The organism is Streptomyces tritici, from assembly GCF_048500665.1.
Classification (GTDB): domain Bacteria; phylum Actinomycetota; class Actinomycetes; order Streptomycetales; family Streptomycetaceae; genus Streptomyces; species Streptomyces tritici.
This window is the reverse complement of sequence record NZ_CP183183.1, coordinates 264,316-286,970: the sequence shown is the minus strand read 5'-3', so window position 1 is coordinate 286,970 and position 22,655 is coordinate 264,316. Positions and strand designations below refer to the sequence as shown.

General features: G+C 74.6%; 16 protein-coding genes. 9 read left to right on the top strand and 7 right to left on the bottom strand.

Translation table 11 applies throughout. The annotated features are described in order from the left end of the window. Nucleotides 1-158: 158 nt before the first annotated feature. Together ACNJ93_RS01360 and ACNJ93_RS01355 are read right to left on the bottom strand one after the other, a co-directional pair. Nucleotides 159-1,199 carry a PHP domain-containing protein gene (locus ACNJ93_RS01360; RefSeq protein ID WP_418955435.1) on the bottom strand — a complete coding sequence of 347 codons (1,041 nt, stop codon included), beginning with the start codon at nucleotides 1,197-1,199 and terminating at the stop codon, nucleotides 159-161. A 48-nt stretch (nucleotides 1,200-1,247) separates the two neighbouring features. After that, nucleotides 1,248-3,386, bottom strand: a complete 2,139-nt coding sequence (locus ACNJ93_RS01355; protein ID WP_418955434.1) for a SpoIIE family protein phosphatase — start codon at nucleotides 3,384-3,386, stop codon at nucleotides 1,248-1,250. Between the two features lie 244 nt (nucleotides 3,387-3,630). Here ACNJ93_RS01355 and ACNJ93_RS01350 point away from each other — a divergent pair, with 244 nt between their 5' ends. From ACNJ93_RS01350 to ACNJ93_RS01335, 4 genes are all read left to right on the top strand, one after another. Continuing rightward, nucleotides 3,631-6,993 (top strand): ATP-binding protein, encoded by a 3,363-nt coding sequence (locus ACNJ93_RS01350; protein WP_418955433.1) that lies wholly within the window; start codon nucleotides 3,631-3,633, stop codon nucleotides 6,991-6,993. A gap of 55 nt (nucleotides 6,994-7,048) precedes the next feature. After that, complete coding sequence (locus tag ACNJ93_RS01345; protein WP_418955432.1) at nucleotides 7,049-7,525, top strand: hypothetical protein; 477 nt, start codon at nucleotides 7,049-7,051, stop codon at nucleotides 7,523-7,525. 279 nt (nucleotides 7,526-7,804) lie between these two features. Next, the gene (locus tag ACNJ93_RS01340; protein WP_418955431.1) at nucleotides 7,805-8,005 is read left to right on the top strand and encodes a hypothetical protein; all 201 of its coding nucleotides are present in this window, start codon (nucleotides 7,805-7,807) and stop codon (nucleotides 8,003-8,005) included. Nucleotides 8,006-8,225: 220 nt separating this feature from the next. Continuing rightward, nucleotides 8,226-9,404, top strand: coding sequence for an acyl-CoA dehydrogenase family protein (locus ACNJ93_RS01335; protein WP_418955430.1), 1,179 nt, complete (start codon nucleotides 8,226-8,228; stop codon nucleotides 9,402-9,404). 28 nt (nucleotides 9,405-9,432) lie between these two features. On the opposite strand, the gene ACNJ93_RS01330 is transcribed toward ACNJ93_RS01335, so the two are convergent. From ACNJ93_RS01330 to ACNJ93_RS01315, 4 genes are all read right to left on the bottom strand, one after another. Continuing rightward, nucleotides 9,433-10,203 (bottom strand): hypothetical protein, encoded by a 771-nt coding sequence (locus ACNJ93_RS01330; protein ID WP_418955429.1) that lies wholly within the window; start codon nucleotides 10,201-10,203, stop codon nucleotides 9,433-9,435. After that, complete coding sequence (locus tag ACNJ93_RS01325) at nucleotides 10,187-11,410, bottom strand: hypothetical protein (RefSeq protein WP_418955428.1); 1,224 nt, start codon at nucleotides 11,408-11,410, stop codon at nucleotides 10,187-10,189. Before ACNJ93_RS01325 ends, ACNJ93_RS01330 begins: the two co-directional genes overlap by 17 nt. 172 nt (nucleotides 11,411-11,582) lie before the next feature. Beyond that, nucleotides 11,583-14,813, bottom strand: a complete 3,231-nt coding sequence (gene icmF, locus ACNJ93_RS01320; protein ID WP_418955427.1) for a fused isobutyryl-CoA mutase/GTPase IcmF — start codon at nucleotides 14,811-14,813, stop codon at nucleotides 11,583-11,585. A gap of 102 nt (nucleotides 14,814-14,915) precedes the next feature. Then, a complete protein-coding gene (locus ACNJ93_RS01315; RefSeq protein WP_418955426.1) occupies nucleotides 14,916-15,839 on the bottom strand; it encodes a LysR family transcriptional regulator in 924 nt (307 codons plus the stop codon). 79 nt (nucleotides 15,840-15,918) lie between these two features. Here ACNJ93_RS01315 and ACNJ93_RS01310 point away from each other — a divergent pair, with 79 nt between their 5' ends. Together ACNJ93_RS01310 and ACNJ93_RS01305 are read left to right on the top strand one after the other, a co-directional pair. After that, complete coding sequence (locus tag ACNJ93_RS01310) at nucleotides 15,919-16,824, top strand: EamA family transporter (protein ID WP_418955425.1); 906 nt, start codon at nucleotides 15,919-15,921, stop codon at nucleotides 16,822-16,824. A gap of 102 nt (nucleotides 16,825-16,926) precedes the next feature. Next, nucleotides 16,927-17,775 (top strand): NmrA/HSCARG family protein, encoded by an 849-nt coding sequence (locus ACNJ93_RS01305; RefSeq protein ID WP_418955424.1) that lies wholly within the window; start codon nucleotides 16,927-16,929, stop codon nucleotides 17,773-17,775. A 21-nt stretch (nucleotides 17,776-17,796) separates the two neighbouring features. Here ACNJ93_RS01305 and ACNJ93_RS01300 read toward each other — a convergent pair whose 3' ends face one another. Further along, nucleotides 17,797-18,315: a hypothetical protein gene (locus ACNJ93_RS01300; protein ID WP_418955423.1), complete on the bottom strand. Its 519-nt coding sequence runs from the start codon at nucleotides 18,313-18,315 to the stop codon at nucleotides 17,797-17,799. Nucleotides 18,316-18,459: 144 nt separating this feature from the next. On the opposite strand from ACNJ93_RS01300, the gene ACNJ93_RS01295 reads away from it, so the two are divergent. From ACNJ93_RS01295 to ACNJ93_RS01285, 3 genes are all read left to right on the top strand, one after another. Continuing rightward, nucleotides 18,460-19,788: a hypothetical protein gene (locus ACNJ93_RS01295; protein ID WP_418955422.1), complete on the top strand. Its 1,329-nt coding sequence runs from the start codon at nucleotides 18,460-18,462 to the stop codon at nucleotides 19,786-19,788. 331 nt (nucleotides 19,789-20,119) lie between these two features. Continuing rightward, nucleotides 20,120-21,385 carry an AAA family ATPase gene (locus tag ACNJ93_RS01290; RefSeq protein WP_418955421.1) on the top strand — a complete coding sequence of 422 codons (1,266 nt, stop codon included), beginning with the start codon at nucleotides 20,120-20,122 and terminating at the stop codon, nucleotides 21,383-21,385. Then, on the top strand, nucleotides 21,382-22,629 hold the full coding sequence (locus ACNJ93_RS01285) for a DUF2201 family putative metallopeptidase (RefSeq protein ID WP_418955420.1): 1,248 nt from the start codon (nucleotides 21,382-21,384) through the stop codon (nucleotides 22,627-22,629). The genes ACNJ93_RS01290 and ACNJ93_RS01285 overlap by 4 nt, the downstream gene beginning before the upstream one ends. The last annotated feature ends 26 nt before the right edge of the window (nucleotides 22,630-22,655 follow it).

Below are 22,655 nucleotides of genomic sequence, written 5' to 3'. Positions count from 1 at the left end.
GTCCGGCCGTCAGCGGTCCCACGGAGCCCAGCCGCGAGCGCCCTCGCGGAGCCTCGCCCGTCGGCGCCCCCGGGGAGCCCCGCCGTCAGCGCCCCCGCGGGCTCCACGGTCACCGACCCCAGAGGCCAGCCGTCACCGCCCCCGCCCAAGCCCAGCCGTCAGTGACTCTTCGGTGCCTCGCACGTACGGGTCCACTGCAGGAGGTCGTCCGCCGCCCAGGTGTTGATCACCCGCTCCGTCGGCACGCCGCACTCCTCCGCCCGCGCGCAGCCCAGGATCTGCCACTCCAGCTGACCCGGCGCGTGGGCGTCGGTGTCCACCGAGAAGAACACGCCCGCCGCGACGGCCTGCCGCAGCAGACGGCGCGGCGGATCCAGGCGCTCCGGGCGGCTGTTGATCTCCACCGCCGCCCCGGACTCCGCACAGGCCGCGAAGACCTCCTCCGCGTCGAACTCCGACTCCGGCCGCCCCCGCCCCGTCACCAGCCGTCCCGTGCAGTGCCCCAGCACGTCGAGCAGCGGGTTCCGCACCGCTCGCACCATCCGCCGGGTCATCGCCGGCGCCTCCATCCGCAGCTTCGAGTGCACGGAACCCACCACCAGGTCGAGCCGTTCGAGGAGTTCCGGCTCCTGGTCCAGCTCGCCGTCCGGCAGGATGTCGCACTCGATCCCGGTCAGCAGCCGGAACGGCGCCCAGCGCTCGTTGAGTTCCGCCACCACGTCCAGCTGTTCGCGCAGCCGCTCCGGCGACAGCCCGCGCGCCACCGTCAGCCGCGGCGAATGGTCGGTCAGCACCGCCCACTCGTGCCCGAGGCCCGCGGCCGCGCGCCCCATCGCCTCGATCGACGCCCCGCCGTCGGACCAGTCCGAGTGCAGATGGCAGTCGCCGCGCAGCGCCGACCGCAGCGCCTCGCCGCCGGTCGCCGAGCCCACGTCGAAGGAGTCCGCCAACTCCTGTTCCAGCCGGGCGAGATACGCCGGCACCTGGCCGGCCAGCGCCTCCCGGACCACCGCCGCCGTCTTCGGTCCGAGCCCCTTCACCTTCTCCAGCGTCCCGGCCTCCGCCCGGCGTTGCGCCTCGCCCGGCTCCATGGCCTCCACGGCGGCCTGGGCGTTGCGGAACGCGCGGACGCGGTACGTGGGTTCGTGCGCGCGCTCCAGCAGGTACGCGATCCGGTTCAGCGCGGCCACCGGGTCCATGGGGTTCCTTTCGTCCGAGCGGGCAGCGGCCGGGGCCGCCCGCGAGCCTCACGTCGCTCCCGCCTCCGTACCGACCGCGGCCCCCGCCCCCGAGCCGGCCGGCGGGCCGATCTCGCACCACACCGCCTTGCCCTCGCCACGCGGTTCCACCCCCCACCGGTCCGACAGGGCGTCGAGCAGCAGCAGCCCCCGTCCCGAGGTCGCCGCCTCGCCCGGAGTGCGTCGCCGGGGCCAGGCGCTGGAACGGTCCTGCACCGACAACCGGACGCGCCGGACCGGCTCCGGCAGCACCTCCAGGGTCAGCACCGCACCGCCCTCCGTGTGCAGCAGCACGTTCACCAGCAGCTCGCCGGTGAGCAGCTCCGCGTCGTCGGCCAGCTCCGGCATGTTCCAGTCGCGCAGCGCCTGCCCGACCGCCGCCCGCGCGTCCGACAGGCCCTGCGGGTCGGCCTGGTGGATGTACTGGTGGATGCGCGGTGCCCGCGGCGTACCGGGGTCCGGGCTGCGGCGCAGGACGAGCAGGGCCACGTCGTCGCCCGGCCCCCACCGCTCCCACAACTGCTCCGACAGGTGATCGGCCAGCGCCTCCGCCTGTGGCGGCCCGCTGCTCACGGCCGCCGCCAGCGCCTCCATCCCCGACTCGATGTCCGAGCCGGGCTGCTCGACCAGCCCGTCCGTGTACAGCACCAGCGTCTCGCCCGGCACCAGGTCGAGCCGGGTCTCCGGGTACTCCTCCTCGCCGAACACCGACGCGAGGCCGAGCGGCAGCCCGCCCCGCAGCTTCGGCCGGCCGACCCGGCCGTCGGTGTGCCGGATCAGCGGGCCGAGGTGCCCGGCCCGTACCGCCCGCACCGTCCCGGTGCTCAGGTCCACCTGCGCGTACGTGCAGGTCGCGAAGCGGTTCGTGTCCAGCTCGGCCAGAAACCGGGAGGCGCGGGCGAGCACCGTGGCCGGGGCGTGGCCCTCGCCCGCGTACGCGCGCAGCGCGATCCGCAGCTGGCCCATGATGGCGGCGGCGTGGGTGTCGTGCCCCTGCACGTCGCCGACGACCACGCCGACCCGCCCGCGGGGCAGCGGGACCACGTCGTACCAGTCCCCGCCGACCTGCCGTCCGCTCCACGCCGCGTGGTACCGGACCGCGATCTCCCCGCCCGAGATCTCCGGGATGCGGCGCGGCAGCATGGTCTCCTGCAGGCCGGTGGCCAGCTCCCGCTCCTCGTCGAAGAGCAGCGCCCGCTGCAGCGACTGCGCGACGATCGCCGCCAGACCCAGGCTGAGGTTGCGCTCGTCGGCGTTGAAGGCCGTGCGCCCCCGGTAGAACAGCGCCATCCCGCCGATCGAGCGGGCCTGCGCGACCAGCGGCAGATAGGCGGCGGCACGGAACCGCAGCCGCTCCAGGTACGGGGCCAGGGCCGGGAAGTCCCGGCCCAGGGTGGGCAGCGAGGTGACGAACCGGGGCCGCCCGCTCAGCACGGTCTCGGCGAGCGGCAGCCCGCGGTCCAGGCGGCGGCTGCGGAAGTCGTTCAGGACCTCCAGCGACTCGCCGCTCAGCGCGATGATGTTGAGCGCGCCGTTCTCGACCAGGCCGAGCGCCAGGCCGTCCGCGCCGAGCCGGGCCAGCCCGCCGGGGCCGGTCAGCGCGGCGGTCACGTCGTCGACGGTCACGGCGCGGGACAGGGCGTGCGTGGTGCGCTCCACGATGTTGGTCTGCACCTCGCGGCGCTTCTCCAGCTCCAGCACGAAGGCCGAGTGGGTCACCTCGGCGGTCGCGTCCCGGACGATGCCCACGATCCGGTGCGCCATGCCCTCCGCGTCGCGCAGGATGCGCGCCTGCACGTGCGTCCACTGGACGGCGCCGTCGCCGCGCTCGGTCCGGAAGTACGCGCTGTACGAGGTGTTGCCGCTGATGATCGCCTCGCGGATCACCCCTTCGAGCCGGGCCCGCTCGTCGGCGTCGAGCATGGTCACGACGGACGCGGGCCGGGAGTCGAAGGTCGCCGGGTCGAGGCCGAAGACCAGCAGACCGGCGTCGTCGACGTCGATGGTGCCGGCCGTCAGATCCCAGTCGAAACTGCCCGTGCGGTTCATCGCGAGCCGCTCGGTGGGGCCGATCTCGCCGTTGCGCGGCTCGTCCGGCGCCTGGCGCGGGGGCGAGCCGGCAGACGGGCGCCGGTCGTGTTCGGTCATCCTCCTCATTGTCGAACCGGCGACCCGGGAACGCCATGGCGCTGCACGTCCCGTCCGCCCGCACCTGTACCGGATTGCTCCGAACGGACGCAGTGCGGGTGCGCGGCGGGGCACGGGGGTGTGGGGCGGGGGCGGCAGGGGCGCGGATGGCGGTGGCGGGGCGCCGGGGCGGGGCGTCGGGGAGCGCCGTGGCTGGGCGTCGGGGCGTGCGCAGTGCCGGGGACGGGACGGGGACAATGGGCCGGTGAACCCCTCCTACCGCATCCTCGGCCCCACCCGCGCGCCCGGCCCGGACGGGGCCGAGGTCGTGCTCGGGGGCGGACGGCTGCGCGCGCTGGTCGCCGCGCTGGCGGCGGCGGGCGGACGCGCCGTGGACGTCACCGGCCTGGTCGCCCAGGTGTGGGGCGAGGACGACACGCCCGCGGCCGAGCGGACGCCGGCGCTTCAGGCACTGGTCGGACGGGCGCGCCGGACCCTGGGCCGGGACGCGCTGCTGTCCGGCCCGGGCGGGTACCGGCTCGCGGTGGACCGCGACGACGTGGACCTGCACCGCTTCGAGCGGCTCGCCGATGAGGGCGCGGCCGCCCTGCGGGCCGGTGACGCGGGCCGGGCGGCGACCCTCCTCGACGAGGCCCTGGGGCTGTGGCGCGGTCCGGCCCTCGTGGATCTCCCCGGCCGGGACGCCGACCCGCGCGTCGTACGCGCCGAACGGCGGCGCGTCGAGGCGCGCCGGGACCGGCTGGCCGCCGAGGCGGCGCTCGGTCGCGCGGCCGGCGCGCTCGCCCCGCTGGCGGCCCTGGCCGCGGAGCACCCGCTGGACGAGTCCGTGCACGCCCTGCGGCTGCGCGCGCTGCGCGCGGCGGGGCGGCCGGCGGAGGCGCTGGAGGCGTACGAGGAGGTCCGCGCGCTGCTCGCGGAACGGCTGGGCACGGACCCGGGTCCGGAACTGCGCGCGCTGCACGAGGAGTTGCTGCGCCCGGCGACGCCCAGCGAGCGGCACCGAGCGACCCCGGCGCTTCCGGTGCTTCCGGCGCGACTGACGTCCTTCGTCGGCCGGGACGCGGAACTCGACCTGGTCGCGGGGGAGTTGTCCGTCCGTCGCCTCGTGACGCTGACCGGCGTCGGGGGAGTGGGCAAGACCCGGCTGGCCGCGGAGGCGGCGGACCGGGCGGGCGCGGCCTGGCCGGACGGCGTGCGGCTCGTCGAATTCGCGGCGGTACGGGACGGGGCCGCGGTCCCGGCCGCCGTGCTGACCGCGCTCGGCGCCCGCGAGACCCAGCTCTGGGCGGGCCCCGGCGCGCCGGAGCAGCAGGGCCGCGACGCGCTGACGCGCCTGGTCGAGCACTGCGGACGGCAGCGGATGCTCGTGCTCCTGGACAACTGCGAGCATGTGGTGGGCGCGGCGGCGGCGTTGGCGGAGTCGGTGCTGGCGCAGTGCCCGGGGGTGACGATCCTGGCGACGAGCCGTGAGCCGCTGGGGGTGCCGGGGGAGGTGGTGCGGCCGGTGGAGCCGTTGCCGCAGGCGACGGCGCTGCGGCTGTTCGCGGAGCGCGGGGCGGCGGCGCGGCCCGGGTTCGCGGTGGAGGACGATTTGGAGGCGGCGCAGGAGATCTGCCGGCGTCTGGACGGTCTGCCGCTGGCCATCGAGCTGGCGGCGGCGCGGCTGCGGGTGCTGACCGCGCGGCAGATCGCCGACCGCCTCGACGACCGCTTCCGGCTCCTGACGACCGGCGCGCGCACGGTCCTGCCGCGCCAGCAGACGCTGCGCGCGGTCGTCGACTGGTCCTGGGACCTGCTCACCGAGCCCGAACGCACGGTCCTGCGCCGCCTGTCGGTCTTCTCCGGCGGCTGCGACCTGGCAGCCGCCGAAGCCGTCTGCACCCCAGCGACCCCAGCGACCCCGGCGACCCCGGCGACCCCGGCGGCCGACACCCCCGACACCCCCGACACCCTCGACCTCCTCGCCGCACTTGTCGACAAGTCGCTCGTCGTCGCCGCGCCCGACCCAGGAACCGGGCAGATGCGCTACCGGCTCCTGGAGACCGTGGCCGAGTACGGGGCCCAGCGGCTCGACGAGGCCGGGGAGCGGGCGGAGGTGGAGTGGCGGCATCTCGTGCACTACCGGGAGCTGGCCAGGACCACCGATCCCGAGCTGCGCGGGCCCCGGCAGGGGGTCGGGCTGATGCGGCTGGAGGCCGAGCACGAGAACGTGCGTGCCGCGCTGCGCACGGCCGTCGCGCGCGGCGCGGAGGAGGAGGGCCTGTGCCTGGTCCTCTCGATGGGCTGGTTCTGGCAGCTCCGCGAGCACCAGGACGACGTGCGCACCTGGTGCGCCGCCGTCGCCGGCCTCGGCCCCGACCCCTTCGCCCCGCCGCTCCGCCCCGCACCGCCGCTCGCCGTCCGCCCGAACGACACCGCGCCGCCGTGGCCGGCGGAGCAGCTGTGGGAGGCCCGGCGCGCCGTGCGGATCCTGCTCGTCGGCGCGCAGGGAGGCGACGGCGCGGACGCCTTCGAGGACCCGCAGGCCCGCGCCCGCCTGGCCGCGCTGGTCGACGCGTACCGCCCCGGCCTGCCGCAGAACCGCCGGCAGCCCGGCCTCATGTGGTACTTCGCGCGTCTGATGCTCGGCGAGTACGCCTCGCTCGCCGAGGCTCTGGACGCCCTCGTCGGGGCCTGCGAACAGGGCGGCGGCGGCCCGGGCGCGGATGCCTGGGACCTGGGCTTCGCGCTGCTGATGCGCGCCAGACTGCTCGGCGGCAGGGACGCGGACGCGGACCGCGCCCTCGCCGTCTTCGAGGCCGCCGGCGACTCGTGGGGCGTCGCCGAGTCCCTGTCGGCGCGCGGAGAGGCGTACGAACGCGCCGGCCGCCTGCACGACGCCGCCGCGGACTTCGAACGGGCCATGGGCGCCGCCGTGGACCTGCGGGCCTGGTCCCAGGTGCCGGTCTTCAAGGCCCGCCTCGCCGGCGTACGGCTGCGCACCGCGGCCGGCGACCCGGCCGCCCTGGAGGCCGCCGAACGGGCGCTGGCCGAGGCCGTCGACGAGGCGGAGCGGCTGCGCGGCGAGGCGCTGAGCACCGCGGGCCTGTTGCTGGTCCAGCACTACGGCGAGAGCGGCCGCACGGCGCTGGCGCGGGAGCAGCTCGCCCGGCTGGAAGCGCGGTTCACCGGCGACACGCCCGACCTGTTCACCGGCATCGTGAGCGGACTGCACGGCTGGCTCGACATCCTGGACGGCCGTACGGCCTCGGCGTCCGCGTGGCTCGCCCGGGCGACGGAGCGGCTGGAGACGCTGGCGTACCTCGTCGCACCGCACCTGATCACCGGTCAGTTCCCGGCGGCAGCATGGGCGTTCGCGCGGGAGGGGCGGGCCGAGGACGCCGCCCGCCTGCTCGGCGCGTACGACGCGCTCGGCGGCGACCCCGGCGCGGTCGCGTTCCGCACGGTCACCGCGGCGACGGAGCGTGCGATCCGGGACCGCGCCGAGCGGACGGCGCGCGCCGCCCTCGCCGGCGCCCGGTACGCCGCGCTCCACGCGGAGGGCGCCGCTCTCACCGCCCGGGAGGCGGCCGCACTCGTGAAAACCGTTCCCCGCCCGGCCCCCTGAGGGCGTACGGTCCGCTGAGCGGACCACCGAGGCCGCAGGCGAGGAAGGCACGACCGTGGAGACCGACGAGGCACCCCCCGAGCACGCCCGCTTCGCCGCCTACCTGGCGGAGCTGGAACGGGTGGCGGACGCCGACGAGTTCGCTCTCGTCACGGAGGTCCTCCGGGACCCGGACCACGCGATGGCCCAGTCCGCCGTCGTCCGCCACGTGGACCGCCGGGCCGCCGCCCTCCACCTGCGGCCGGACTACCTGCGGTGGGCCGAGGGGATGGCCGGGGCGACCGGCGCGCAGCATCCCTTCCTCGCCCGTCGCCTCCAGGAATGGTCGCTGTTCCGGGCCATCGCGCTCGGCCGGGCCTGGCGGCCGGACGCCCTCCTCGGCGCCTCCGACTGGCTCCAGCGCAAGACCGCGGAGTCGTCGTCCAACGCCACCGCCCTGGAACTCCTCACCGTCCACGGCCGGACCCGGCGCGTCCGCGCCACGGCCCACAACCGGCACCACTCACTGTCACAGCCCCCGCGCGGGGAGTGATCCGGGGGTGGGGAGAGCGGGGCGGGCGCCGACCGGCCGCCCCGGACGGGCGGGAACGGGCCTGCGGGTGTAGTCCTGAGGGTGTGAGGCCGTGTCTGCGCCCACCCCCGCCCCGGCCGTCGACGTGGCGTCGACAGCGGACCGACACGCCGTCGCCGTCGCGTCGGCCGGGGCCCGGGCCGCGGCCCCGCCATTTTTCCCTGCCGCCGTCGCCGCACCGGATGCGCGACTCGGACGCCGCCCTGAGAATGGCTGCAAGCGGACGAACGAGGAGGCGGCATGAACGCTGAGTCCGAAAAGAAGACGCTCGGACCGGGTCCGACGCCCGACAACCTGCTGCACGCCGGCTCGGAGGGCGAATTCAGCGCCGAGGACGTCGTCCTCGCCTCCGGCCGGGACATCACGCCGAAGAATCTCGCCTGGGCCGAGCGCCGCATGGCGGAGAAGGGCCGGGCCTGCCTCGACGAGCTCCTGCCCTGATCTCCGCGGGGCGTCGGGGCCGGCCAGGCCACCCAACGACCGCGACGCCCCGCTCTTCGCCCCCGTGCCGCAGTTCCCGCACGGGGCCTTCCCATGTCACGGGGCTTCCCCTCTCGCGGGGCCTTCCCGTTTCACGGGGCTTCCGCATTTGTGGAACACGTTCTACCGTGGCCGCCGTCCCGCCGGACGCCGGATGCCGGACGCCGCCACGGAGGCCCGCATGCACCTCGAGTACACGCCCGCCCAGAACCGGTTGCGCGCCGAGCTGCGCGCGTACTTCGCCGCCCTCGTCCCCGACGACGTCCACGCCCGGTACGCGGACCCCGCCGCCCAGAAGCGGTTCTACCGGGAGACGATCCGCCGGCTCGGCGCCGACGGCTGGCTCGGGGTCGGCTGGCCCGAGGAGTACGGTGGCCGGGGCCTGACGCCGATGGAGCAGTTCATCTTCTTCGACGAGGCCGCCCAGGCCGGCGTCCCGCTGCCGCTGATGGCGCTCAACACCGTCGGGCCGACGATCATGCAGTTCGGCACGGACGAGCAGAAGGCGTACTTCCTGCCCCGGATCCTCTCCGGCGAGATCGACTTCGCCATCGGCTACAGCGAACCCGACGCCGGCACGGATCTCGCGGCCCTCAAGACGCGGGCGGTGCGCGACGGGGAGGAGTACGTCGTCGACGGCCAGAAGATCTGGACGACGAACGGCGACACCGCGGACTGGGTGTGGCTGGCCGTGCGCACGGACCCGGACGCGCCCCCGCACAAGGGCATCACCATGCTCCTCGTCCCGACGTCCGACCCCGGCTACTCCTGCACGCTGATCAACACCCTCGCCTCGCACGACACCACGGCCAGCTACTACGAGAACGTCAGGGTCCCCGTCTCGCACCGGGTCGGCGAGGAGAACAAGGGCTGGCGGCTGATCACCAACCAGCTCAATCACGAGCGGGTCACGCTCGCCGCGCACGGCACGATGGCGATCCGCGCGCTGCACGACGTCCAGCGCTGGGCCGCCGACACCAAGCTCGCCGACGGCTCCCGCGTCATCGACCTCCCGTGGGTGCGCGGCCGGCTCGCCCGCACCCACGCCCGGCTCGACGCGATGAAGCTCCTCAACTGGCAGATGGTCGCGGCGGTCAAGGACGGCACGCTCACCCCGCAGGACGCCTCCGCGGTCAAGGTCTACGGCTCCGAGGCCCGCCGCGACGCCTACGCCTGGCTCATGGAGGTGGTCGGCGCGGCCGGCGCCCTGAAGGAGGGCTCGGCCGGCGCGGTCCTGCACGGCGAACTCGAACGCGGCTACCGCTCGGCCGTGATCTTCACCTTCGGCGGCGGCAACAACGAGATCCAGCGCGAGATCATCTCCTGGATCGGCCTCGGCATGCCCCGCGTCCGCCGCTGACCGACCGTGCCCGCGGGCTTCGGCCGGGTCAGACGGGCGGCATCAGATCGCTCTCGCTGATCGTGTACGTCAGCGGCGGGTACACGAAATCCGTCTCGTCGTTCTCCCGGCGCCGCAGCCGGTAGAAGGCGCGCCTCTGCTCGTCGTCGGCCGGTGTGAGGGGCGTGCCCTGCGGGAGATGCGCCTGTCCGTCGCGGAAGCGGAGGAGGGTCTTCGACGTTCGGAACGTCACGCCGAGCCACCGGTTGTCGGCCGGAGGGGCGCTCGAGTCCAGCACGATCTTGTGCCTCAGCCGCCGGTTCGCGGCGACGGAGAACACGACGACACTGTGGTGGGCGAGGGGGATGTCCACCGTCTCGCCGGGGGACTCCTTCGAGGCGACGATCAGCTTGCGCGGCGGGCCCGCTTCGGGACACTCGTAGCAGGAGAAGACGGCGATGGACGAGTCGTCGGCCAGATCGAGTGCCTGGTCGCAGTGGCTGCCCATGGTCCGGTAGGCGTTCGTGTACGTCTCGATGAGGGCGTTGTCGAAGGCGACGGGGAGTCCCGCGCGTTCCCGGACCCGTTGCGCCAGCCGTTCGTGCACCGGCCGGAAAAGCTGCGGCGGGCTGCTGTAGCGCGTGGTCGTACGGACGAGAGGCACGGCGCCCGACTCGTCGGTCCTGGTGAGCACGGCGCCTCGTCGGCCCTTTCCCACGTCCTCCCACCGGGTCGACGCGAACAGCTCCGCGAAGAGGTTCTCCTCGGCGGGCACTGCGTACGTGAGGAACTCGTCCGAGATCCTAGAGCCGGGGCGCACGGTAGTCCCCCGTGTTCATGCTGAAGAGGAACCGGTCGCCGTAATCGACGAAGGACGAGCTTCTGTTCTCCTCGGCGTACAGCCGGCGCAGCTCGTCCATGCCGGCCGGTGTGGGAGGTTCCAGCCTCACCCGGTCCGCTCCCCTCGTGAGGAACGTGTGGCCGTCTCTGTGCACGGCTTCGGTGCTCGAACAGCGCACCACGTATCCCAGGCGGGTCGGGAGCAGTTCGGCGTCCAGCGCCGAGGGCCGGATCTCGTGCGTGTACAGGCGGTTGGTGGACAGCGGCATGAAGAACACCGAGCCGGGGTGGAGCGTCAGCGTGAAGTGGGAGGGCAACCCGTCCCGTTCCTCGCTCGGTTCTTTGAGGCGGAAGCGGAGTCGGGTCAGCCCGCTGGAGCCTTTCACACCGTGGTCGAAGGGGTCCTCGGCCAGGGGCTCCAGCTTGTCCAGGCCGTCGTAGAAGGTGCAGAAGGCCATGATGCCGTTGACGGGCATGTCCTTGGTCTTGTCGGCGTGGGCCGAGATCTTCGCCTTGGACTGCTTGCGCTCGGTCGTGGCCAGGGTGTTGTGGTAGATCTGCGCGAGCACGTGATTGAGGGGCGCCTGGTCCCTGAAGACGGCGGCGGCCTCGCGGTTCAGCTCCTCGACGATGCGCGTGTCGGTCGGGCCGAAGTTCTCCGTCGGGCCCGAGAAGTTGGTCGAGCAGCGGAGCAGGCGGAAACGCAGTTCGTCGCCGTGCCGGGTGACCGGCGTGAGATAGATGCCGCTGCGGCGGGCGGTGCCCGGCTTGGTGGACTCGGTCAGGGACTGGAAGGCGTGCTCCGCGCCGATCCGTCCGAAGTGATCGGCGTCGAGCCCGAAGAAGCGAGGGTAGTACACGCCGACGCCGTGGACGCGGCGGGGAACGCGGCCGAGGCCGACGACCGTCCACGGCTCGTCGGCGTCCTCGCGATACCCGTGCGCGAGCTCCCGGACGACGAACACCCGGTCGGCCGCCCGCAGTCGGTGGCCGCTGATCCCGGACAGGTCGCCACACAGGTAGACGGTCTTCCGCGCGAGGCCGGGGGAGCCGGAGGCCAGGTCCTCCGGCGTGATCACGGAGCCGAAGAAGTCCCTGATCGCGTCCTCGTCGTGCAAGGCCGCCGGCGCGACCAGGATGTTGCTCGTCTCGTCGATGCGGGCCTCTGCGAGCCCTGTCGTGTACATCGAGCGGTACCTGCCATTCGCGGATCTTGATGGATGCTCAAAACCTCTCATGGCGCTCGACGGCGGGCAACGGCCCCCGGGTGCGGGGACGGGACGAGCCCCGGCCCGGCGGGATCGACCGCGGGGACGGGGCTCGTCGTGGGCGCGCCGGACCGCGCCGGCGGCGGTGGCGTCAGACGTTGCGGCGGTACTGACCGCCGACCTCGAAGAACGCCTCGGTGATCTGCTGGAGGGTGCAGACCCGGGCGGCGTCCATCAGCACGGCGAAGGCGTTCTCGCCGCTGACCGCGGCCTCCTTGAGGGCGGCCAGCGCCGCCTGGGCCCGGTCCTGGTGACGGTTCTGGAAGTCCCGCACCCGCTCCAGCTGGGACTGCTTCTCCTGCTCGGTGGCGCGGGCGAGTTCGACGGCGCCGAGCTCGGCGGTGTCCGCGTGCGGGTTGCGGAAGGTGTTGACGCCGATGATCGGCAGGGTGCCGTCGTGCTTGCGCTGCTCGTAGAGCATCGACTCGTCCTGGATGCGGCCGCGCTGGTAGCCGGTCTCCATCGCGCCGAGCACGCCCCCGCGCTCGCTGATGCGCTCGAACTCCTGGAGCACGGCCTCCTCGACCAGGTCGGTGAGCTCGTCGATGATGAACGACCCCTGGAGGGGGTTCTCGTTCATCGCCAGGCCCCACTCCCGGTTGATGATCAGCTGGATCGCCAGGGCGCGGCGGACCGACTCCTCGGTGGGGGTCGTGACGGCCTCGTCGTAGGCGTTGGTGTGCAGGCTGTTGCAGTTGTCGTAGATGGCGATGAGCGCCTGCAGCGTCGTGCGGATGTCGTTGAAGTCCATCTCCTGCGCGTGCAGGGAGCGTCCGGAGGTCTGGACGTGGTACTTCAGCTTCTGGGAACGCTCGTTGGCGCCGTACTTCTCCTTCATCGCCACCGCCCAGATGCGGCGGGCGACGCGGCCGAGGACGGAGTACTCGGGGTCCATGCCGTTGGAGAAGAAGAACGACAGGTTCGGGGCGAAGTCGTCCACGTCCATGCCGCGGGCCAGGTAGGTCTCGACGTACGTGAAGCCGTTGGCGAGCGTGAAGGCGAGCTGGCTGATCGGGTTCGCGCCGGCCTCGGCGATGTGGTAGCCCGAGATCGACACCGAGTAGAAGTTGCGGACCTTGTTCGCGATGAACCACTCCTGGATGTCGGCCATCATCCGCAGCGAGAACTCGGTGGAGAACAGGCAGGTGTTCTGGCCCTGGTCCTCCTTGAGGATGTCCGCCTGGACCGTGCCGCGCACGGTGGCGAGCGCGTGGGCGCGCAGCTCGGCCGCCTCCTCGGCGGAGGGCTCGCGGCCCTCGGCGGCGCGGAACCTGTCGAGCTGCTGGTCGATGGCCGTGTTCAGGAAGAACGCCAGCACGGTCGGGGCCGGGCCGTTGATCGTCATGGACACCGACGTCGTCGGGGCGATCAGGTCGAAGCCGTCGTACAGCGCCTTCATGTCGTCCAGCGTGGCGACGGAGACGCCGGAGGTGCCGACCTTGCCGTAGATGTCGGGGCGCTCGCCGGGGTCGCGGCCGTACAGGGTGACCGAGTCGAAGGCGGTGGAGAGCCGGGTCGCCGGCTGGCCCTCGGACAGCAGCTTGAACCGGCGGTTGGTGCGGAACGGGTCGCCCTCGCCGGCGAACATCCGCGCGGGGTCCTCGCCGTCGCGCTTGAACGGGAAGACACCGGCGGTGAAGGGGAAGCGGCCGGGCAGGTTCTCGCGGCGCCAGAAGCGCACCAGCTCGCCGTGGTCGGTGAACCGGGGCAGAGCGACCCGCGGGATCTTGTTGCCGGACAGGGACTCGCGGGTCAGCTTGGTGCGGATCTCCTTGTCGCGGACGACCACGACCTGCTCGTCGCCGGAGTACGCCTCCACGACGGCCGCCCAGCCCTCGATCTGCTCGGCCACCTCGTGCGGGAGCCGCCTGACGGCGTCGGCGAGCAGCGCGTCGACGTTGTCGGCGTCCGAACCGGCCTGGACCAGCTCGGACTTGACCGCGTCCAGGCGCTGCACCCGGCGGGCCGCCTCGGCGAGCCGCTCGGTCTCCGCGTGGTACGTGCGCACCGTCGTGCTGATCTCGGTGAGGTAGCGCACCCGGTCGGCGGGGACCACCTGCCGGATCCCGGAGGAGTGGCGGACGTCGACCGGCGCCAGCGTGCCCTCGTCGAGGGCGAGGCCCTGCTCGGCCAGTGCGGTCTTGAGGTACTGGTGGAGCGCGGTGACGCCGTCGTCGTTGAAGGTGGCGGCCGAGGTGCCGAACACCGGCATGTCCTCCGGCCGCTTGTCGAACGCCTCGCGGTTGCGGACCAGTTGGCGCGCCACGTCGCGCAGAGCGTCCTTGGCGCCGCGGCGTTCGAACTTGTTGATGGCCACGACGTCGGCGAAGTCGAGCATGTCGATCTTCTCGAGCTGCGAGGCGGCGCCGAACTCCGGCGTCATCACGTACAGGGAGGTGTCGACGAACGGCACGATCGCCGCGTCGCCCTGGCCGATGCCCGGCGTCTCCACGATCACCAGGTCGAACCCGGCGGCCTTGACCACGTCGATCACGTCGGACAGGTGCTCGGGCAGCTCGTGGCTGCCGCGGGTGGCGAGGCTGCGGAAGAAGATCCGGTCCCCGTCGAGGGAGTTCATCCTGATCCGGTCGCCGAGCAGCGCTCCGCCGCCGCGGCGGCGCGTCGGGTCGACCGCGATCACCGCGACGCGCAGCTTGTCCTGCTGGTCGACGCGGAGCCGGCGGACGAGTTCGTCGGTCAGCGACGACTTGCCGGAGCCGCCGGTGCCCGTGATGCCGAGCACGGGGGTGACGCGCCCCGCCGCGGCGGCCCGCAGCCGGTCCAGGAAGTCGGGGGACAGCTTGCCGAGCTCGGCGCCGGTGATGGCGCGGGCGACCGCGAACCGGTCGCCCGCCACGACCGCGGCGGCGTCCGCCGGCTTGCCGTCCCAGAGGTCGAAGTCGCAGTCCCGGACCACCGAGTTGATCATCCCGGCGAGGCCCATGCGCTGGCCGTCCTCGGGCGAGAAGATGGTGACGCCGCTGCTGCGGAGCCGCGTGATCTCCTCGGGGACGATCACGCCGCCCCCGCCGCCCACCACGCGGATGTGGTCCGCGCCGCGCTCGCGCAGCGACTGGACGAGGTACTCGAAGTACTCCACGTGCCCGCCCTGGTACGAGGAGACGGCGACGCCGTGCACGTCCTCCTCCAGCGCCGCGTCCACCACCTCCTGCACCGAGCGGTTGTGGCCGAGGTGGATCACCTCGGCGCCTTGGGACTGGAAGATCCGCCGCATGATGTTGATCGAGGCATCGTGTCCGTCGAACAGCGCCGAGGCGGTGACCAGGCGGACGGGGTGCACAGGACGGTGGAGAGCGGTCATGTGGACCTTCCCGGGGGAGGAGTGGGACACGACAGATACTAGGACGTCCTACTAGTTTGGCAGAGTCCCGTGTGACCGGATGCACACCGGGCCGGGTGCCGCTCACACGGACGGTGGCTCCTGCGGCGGCGCCGGGCGGGCCTCGCCCGCCTCCGGGTCGATGCCGACGGCGGTGAGGAAGGCCGTCGCCGCCGGAGTACGGCCGTCCCGGCTCCACACCGCGTACTCCACGCGCTCGGGCGCGTCGGCGACCGCCACCGTCGTCACGCCGGCCAGGCGCGGCGCGTACCGGGAGGGCAGGAGCGCCACCGCCAGGCCCTCCCCGACGAGCCGGGCCATCAGGGAGTCCGCCGTGGTCACCTCGAAGGCGACCTCGCGCCGCAGCCCCGCCGCGGCGAACGCCTGGTCCGACTGGAGCCGCCCCGCGGTCCCGGCCGGCAGGTCCACGAACACCTCGGCAGCCAGCCGGCCCAGCTCGACCACCGGCTCGCCCGCCAGCGGATGACCGGGGGCCACCACGGCCACCAGCGGGTCACGGCCGAGTTCCCGGGCGACCACGCCCTGCGGCCGGGCCGTGGCCGGCAGGCCGAGGAAAGCCACGTCCACCGTCCCCTCCCGGACCTGCTCCGTCAGCTCGTCGCTCGGGCCCACCCGCAACCCGATGCGGACCTGCGGATACCGGCCGCGGAACGCGCGCAGCGCGCCCGGGATGTCGACCGCGGCGACCGTCGGGATCAGCCCCACCGCCAGCCTGCCGCGCACCTCGCCCACCGCCGCGGCCACCTCCGCGGCCGCCCGCTCGGCGGCCTCCAGGCACTGACGGGCGGCGGGCAGGAACGCGGCTCCGGCCGGCGTCAGCCGCACCCGCCGGCTGGTGCGCTCGAACAGCCGCGTCCCCAGCTCCTGTTCCAGCCGGGCGACCTGGTGACTGAGCGCGGACTGGACGACGAGGCACCGCTCGGCGGCGCGCGTGAAGCTGTTCGTCTCGGCGACGGCGACGACGTACCGCAGCTGCTGGAGTTCCATCGATCCATCGTGGATCACGATCGATGAGCTGACAAACATGTGTTGGACTCATTGATCGCCGCGCCGCGAGACTGCGGGCATGACCAGTACCACGGAGCAGCGGGCGGTCGCCGGGGTCGGCCCCGCCGCCCTGCTGACGGCCCTCGCACCCCTTTCCTGGGGCACCTTCTACGTCGTCACCACCGAGCTCCTCCCGCCGGGTCACCCGTTCTTCGCCGGACTGCTGCGCGCCCTGCCCGCCGGACTGATCGCGCTGGCGATCGGCCGGACGCTGCCGCGCGGCCGGACCTGGTGGGGGCGGGCCGCGGTGCTCGGCGTCCTGAACATCGGCCTGACCTTCCCGCTGCTGACCGTCGCCGCCGAACGGCTGCCCGGCGGTGTGGCCGCCACCCTCGCGGCGGCGCAACCGCTCGCCGTCGCCCTGCTCGCCACGGGCGTCCTGCGGGAGCGGCTCACGCTCTGGCGGCTCGGCTGGGGGTTCGGCGGCATGGCCGGCGTCGGACTGGTGGTCCTCGGCCCGGACGCGGCGCTGGACGCGGTCGGCGTGGCGGCCGGCCTCGGCAGCGCGGCCTCCATGGCCCTGGGCGTGACCCTCACCCGCCGCTGGGGCCGCCCCGCCGGCACGGGCCCGACGGCCTTCGCCGGCTGGCAGCTCACGGCCGGCGGGCTCTTCCTCGTGCCGGTCACCTTCCTGGCCGAAGGCGCGCCGCCCGCGATCGACGCCCCGGCCGCGCTCGGCTACCTCTGGCTCGGCCTCGTCGGCGGGCTGCTCGCCTTCGTCCTGTGGTTCCGCGGCCTCACCAGCCTGCCGGTGACCTCCGTCGCCGTCCTCGTCCTGCTGTCCCCGCTGGTCGCGGCGGTGCTGGGGGCGCTGCTGCTCGGCCAGACGCTCGGGCCCGTGCAGCTCGTCGGCTTCGCCCTCGCCCTCGCCGCCATCGTCGCGGGCCAGCTCCCGCCGCCCCGCGCGGCGCGCCCCCGTGACTGACCGCCCCGCGCGGCGCGCCCCCGTGACTGACGACCGCCCGGCCCGAGCCGCGGCAACCCGCACGACCCGAATACCCCGACCGCTCTCCGGAAGGACCGCACAGTGACCCAGGGCAGGACCATCCTCGTGACGGGCGCGACCGGCGCCCAGGGCGGCGCCGTCGCCCGCATGCTGCTCGACGACGGCTGGACCGTACGCGCGCTCGTCCGCGACCCGCACCGGCAGGCGGCCAGGGACCTCCAGGCGCTCGGCGCGGACCTCGTCCTCGGGGACCTCGACGACCCGGAGTCGCTGCGCGCGGCGGCGCGCGGGGCCCACGGCGTCTTCAGCGTGCAGCCCGACCTGGCTGACCCCCGCCCCGGCATCGAGGTCCGCCGGGGCGAGAACGTCGCGGAGGCCGCGGCGGCCGCGGGCGTCGAACACCTGGTGTACAGCTCCGTCGGCGGCGCGGACCGGAAGTCGGGCGTGCCGCACTTCGAGACCAAGGCGCGGATCGAGGCGTCCGTCGCCGCCCTCGGCATCCCGGCGACCGTGCTGCGCCCGACGTTCTTCATGGAGAACTGGACGCGGCTCGTCGCGGCAGGAGGCCGCGAGCGCGTCGGCGCGATCGCCCTGGCCCCCGACACCTCCCTGCAGATGATCGCGGTGGCCGACATCGGCCGGATCGCGGCGGAGGCGTTCGCCCGGCCGGACGAGTTCGCGGGAGTGAGGCTCGAGATCGCCGGAGACGAACTGACCATACGTCAGGTCGCCGAGGCGTTCACCCGGATCGACGGCGTCCCCACCCGCATCAGGCACCAGTCGGTGGAGGAAGTACGGCCGCACAGCCCTGAGTTGGCGGAGATGTTCGGCTGGCTCGACGAGCACGGCTACCGTGCCGACGTCCCCGCACTCCGCGAGAGGTTCCCTGAGCTGCTGTCGTTCGACGCCTGGCTGCGCGGCAACTGGTAGCCGCGGCCGGCCCCGGCCCGGTCACTGGGCCGGGGCGGGCGAGGCGTCCTGCCGGCGCGGATTCACGCAGTCGAAGAGCACCCGGCCGCTGCGCCGGTCGTAGTAGAACCTGCCGCTGTCCGCCGCGATCGTCGCATCGACCCGTGCGCTGGCCCGCCACTCCGCCCCGGCGGGCAGCAGGGCCCGCACCTCGGCGGGCAGGTCGGCGGGCGGCGTCGCGGCCTCGAAGCGCAGCGCGGGATCGTCCAGGTCCCGGCGCACGGCCTTCTCGTCCACGGCCTCGAACAGGCCGACGAACCGGACGTCGGTCGGCCCCGGGGGCCCGAGCCGGTCGCCGTCGCCGCCGCCCAGCGGGTACCCGCACCACGACGCCGACCGCAGCGGCCCGAAGGACGGGAAGCGGGCGGTGACCGGCTCGGTCTTCCGGCTGACCGCGCAGGCCGGACCCTTTTCCTCCGGCCCCCGCTCGGCGCTCCCGCAGGAGACGGCCGAGAGCAGCGTCAGCAGCGCGACCGCCGGCATCCGCAGCGCTCGTCCCATCGTGACCACCCCCTTGGTCCGCGCATCCTATGGCGGTGACGCGGAATTCACGCGACGGGACGGCGTGGCTGTGCATAGGATCGCCCCGATGACGACCTTCCTCTTCTCCGGATTGGGGGTCCCGTCCGCAACAGGTGAGTGCTGATGAACTCTCACCACGCGAACGGGGATCCCCGGACTTCCTTCTGGTCGCGCGTGCGTGCCTACGCCGTGCCGACCACCATGATCGAGACCGCCACCGCGCGCCGCCGCGTCGGGGACTGGGCGGGCGCCTGCGCCGCCGCCGGATACGACGTCGACCTCGACCTGCGGGCCGTGGCACGCACCCACGGGCACGAGCTCAAGGCCCGACTCCGCGACGACCTGCGGCACTTGGCGCCCGACCTCCTGCGCTGGCACCTGCCCAGGGTCGCCCCCGACGGGCTGCTGCGCCCCGGCCTCACCGTGCCGCTCGCCCGGTACGAGCCGCCGGAGCGGCCGGGGTCCGGGCCGCCGCCCCTGTGGCTGGTGGTGCGGACCGCGCCCGCCTGGGCGGACGCCGGCCAGCGGCTCGTCCTCACGGTGTGGGACGGTTCCCGCGACGACGCGCAGGCCGCCCGCCACCCGCATCCCCGGCCCAGCCGACGGTTCCGCCTCGACCTGCACCGGCATCTGTGGGACGCCCGCCGGGCCGGCGAACTGCGGCTCAGGGCCGGGACCGGCGACCCGTCCGACGACGTCCCGCACGAACTGTGCCGCCGCGCCGTCGACCGGTGGGCCGACGAGGCCGCGCTCCTGCTGGCCGCCGAGGGACGGCCCGACGGGCCCGTCGCCGTACGTGCCGGGAGCCGGCGGCTCGTCATCGGCGGCGACCCCGTCCCGGGGGAGTCGCTGCCCCTGCTGCCCGATGCCGCGACCTGGGTGCCGCCCGACGTGGAACTGCTCCGCGCCGGAGCGATCGAGGCCGACCGGCTGCATCCGCTGGTCGCCGCCGCCCTCGTGCCCGGCCACGGCCCGCCCACCGGTACGCGCCCGGCACCGGACCGGGCCGGCGCACCGCGCATCGTGGACTGCCGCGGCGCCCGCCACCGCATCGCCCTGGTCGACGGGGTGCTCGCACCCCTGGACCACGACCCCGCCGAACTCCGGCGCGAGGAGCTGCTCGTCGCGCTGTCCGGCACGCCGCTGCCCTGCCTGCGGGCCATCGACGAGGCCCACCGCCGCCCCGACGGCCTCAGCGGGGTCCGCGAGCGCCTGGACCACGGCGACACCGCCGGGGCGCTCGCCGTCGTCGAGGGCCTGCTCGGCCCCGACGCGGTCCTGCGCCCCGGCCCGCTGCGCGACGCGCTGGAGAACGCGGCACGCCGACGCGTCACGTACGGCCTCTACCGCGCCGGCCTCGTCGACCCACCCGCCGGCTCTCCCCGGGGCCCCCAGCCGCCACCCCGCCCCACCCGGCACCGCACACGGCCGCGCCGCGCCCACCCCGCCTGACCCGGCCCACTCAGCCTGACCGGCCCACACCGCCCGACCCGGCCCACCACGCACGGCCGCGCCGCGCCCACACCGCCCGACCCGGCCCACCGCGCACGGCCGCGCCGCGCCCACACCGGCTGACCCGACCCACCGGGCGCGCGCCGGTACCCCGGGCCCACGACCGACAGAGGAAGCACAGCAGACACCTCGGCGGGACAGCCCTCGAAGCGCACCACACCCGTCTCGACCGGACCGGGCCCGCCCGGTACTCCCCGTCCCCTTCCCTCGGCCCGGATGCCGACCTCCGGCCCCTCCGAGCCTTCCTTCTCACACCCTCAGGTGATGCCGCATGACCTCCTCCACCTCCGCCGCTCCCCCTCCCGCCGCCACACCGCCGCTCTCCCAGCTCGACGTCGCCGACCGTCTGCTGGCCCTGCTCCAAGACACCACCACCGAGCCGCGCCCCGACACCCAGCTGGAGGCGCTGACGCTGGCCGTCGCCGCGGACCTGCCCGTGCTGCTCTGGGGCGAGCCCGGCATCGGGAAGACCGCGGCCCTGACGCAGCTCGCCGACACCCTCGACCTGCCGCTGACCACCGTCATCGCCAGCGTGCACGAACCGTCCGACTTCTCCGGACTGCCCATCGTCGGCGACGACCCCGCCGTCCAGGGCGTGCCGCTCGCGCCGCCGGACTGGGCGGTCCGGCTCGTACGGGCCGGACGGGGGCTGCTGTTCCTGGACGAGCTGTCCACCGCGCCCCCGGCCGTGCAGGCCGCGCTGCTCCGGCTGGTCCTGGAGCGCCGCATCGGTTCGCTCCGGCTGCCGCCCGGCGTCCGGATCGTGGCCGCCGCCAACCCGCGCTCCTCGGCCGCCGACGGCTGGGAGCTGAGCCCGCCCCTCGCCAACCGGTTCGTCCACCTGCAGTGGACCCACGACCAGGAGGTCGTCGTCCGCGGCCTCGGCGGAACCTGGCCGCGGGCCACCCTGCCCCGGCTCGACCCCGAACGGCTCGCGGACGCCGTGGACTTCGCACGCCGCGCCGTGTGCGGACTGCTCACCGCCCGCCCTGCCCTCGTGCACCGGCTGCCCGGCACCGAGACCCGGCGGGGCGGGGCGTGGCCCTCGCCCCGGAGCTGGGACATGACGCTGCGGCTGATCGCCTTCGCGACCGCCGCCGGCTCCTCCCGCGACGTGCTGTCGCTGCTCGTCCGCGGCACCGTCGGAGACGGTCCCGGTCTCGAGATGCTCGCCTGCCTCGACCGCGTGGACCTGCCCGACCCCGAACTCCTGCTCGCCGACCCGGACAACGCCGAACTGCCGGAACGCGGCGACCGCAGGCAGGCCACGCTCGAAGGGGTGGTGGAAGCGGTCCGGGCCCGACCGGACAAGGCCCGCTGGGACGCGGCCTGGGCCGTGCTCGTGCGCGCGCTGGAGACCGGCGCCCCGGACCTCGTCGTCGTCCCCGCCACCACCCTCGCCTCGCTCCGGCAGGAGGAGTGGGACGTCCCGGAGGCGATCGAGCGACTGGCGGGCGCCGTGGAGCTGTCCCGCCGCGCGGACCGCTCCGTGGCACGGGTGTCGGAGGCCGCCGGGACGGCGGGGGCGCGCCGATGACCGGGACGGGGGCCGGGAAGCCGGCCCTGGACCGGGACAAGCTCTTCGCCGCTCGCCTGCACGCCGTCCGTGTCCGCCCGTACCTCGCCACGGCGTTGTTCGCGCTGACGGTCGTGGAGTCCGGCCGGGTGCCGACGATGGCCGTCGACCGGTACTGGCGCTGCTACGTCTCGGCCGCCTTCGTCGCCCGGACGCCGGTCGAGGAACTCGCGGGCGTCTGGGTGCACGAGGTCTCGCACCTGCTCCGCGACCATCACGGCCGCAGCGACCGCCTGGCGCGGCAGCGCGGTCTCACCGGCGCCGGCGACCGGCTGCGGATGAACATCGCCGCGGACTGCGAGATCAACGACGACGTGTACGGCGACGGCCTCGCACGCCCCGAAGGAGCCGTGGAACCGCGGCTGTTGGGGCTCGACGAGGGGGAGCTGATGGAGGACTACCTCCGTCAGTTCCGGCTCGGTCCGTGGCTGGACCGCTTCGCCGCCTGGCTCGACTGCGGCAGCGGCGCGGACGGCCTGGAGCGGGAGTGGGACCTCGGCCCGGACGGCGCCGACGGGCTCAGCGAGCAGGAGCAGGACGAGGTGCGGTTCCGGGTCACGCAGGCCATCACCGGACGGCCCGGGGACGCGCCCCGGGGCTGGCAGCGCTGGGCCGAGGAGGTCTTCCATCCGCCCCAGCCCTGGCGGCAGTTGCTCGGCGCGGCGCTGCGCTCGGCGGCCGCCGGGGCCGGGGTGGCGACGGACTACACGTACGGGCGGCCCGCGCGCCGTGCCGTCTCCCTGCCGGGCGTCGTCCTGCCGAGCCTGCGGAGCCGGCCGCCCCGGGTGTCGGTGATCATCGACACCTCGGGTTCGGTCAGCGACGCGGAGCTGGGCAGCGCGCTCCTGGAGGTCGCCGCGATCTCCCGGGCGGTGGGCGGCCGGCGCGATCTGATCAGCGTGCTGTCCTGCGACGCCGCCGCCGGCGTCGTCCACCCCCTGTGCCGGGCCGAGGGCATCCCGCTGGTCGGCGGGGGCGGGACGGACCTGCGCGAGGGGTTCGCCCGGGCGCTGCGGAGCGCGCCGCGGCCGGACGTCCTGGTCGCCCTGACGGACGGTCAGACGCCCTGGCCCACGGCGGCCCCGCCCTGCCGGACGGTGGTCGGCCTGTTCCCCCGGCCGCTCCGTACGGGGCGGCTGGAGCACTCCGGTGAGTACCGGCCGACGGCTCCACCGGACTGGGCCCGCGTCGTCACCATCGGCTGAGCCGCCCCCGCCCCGCCGCCGGCCGG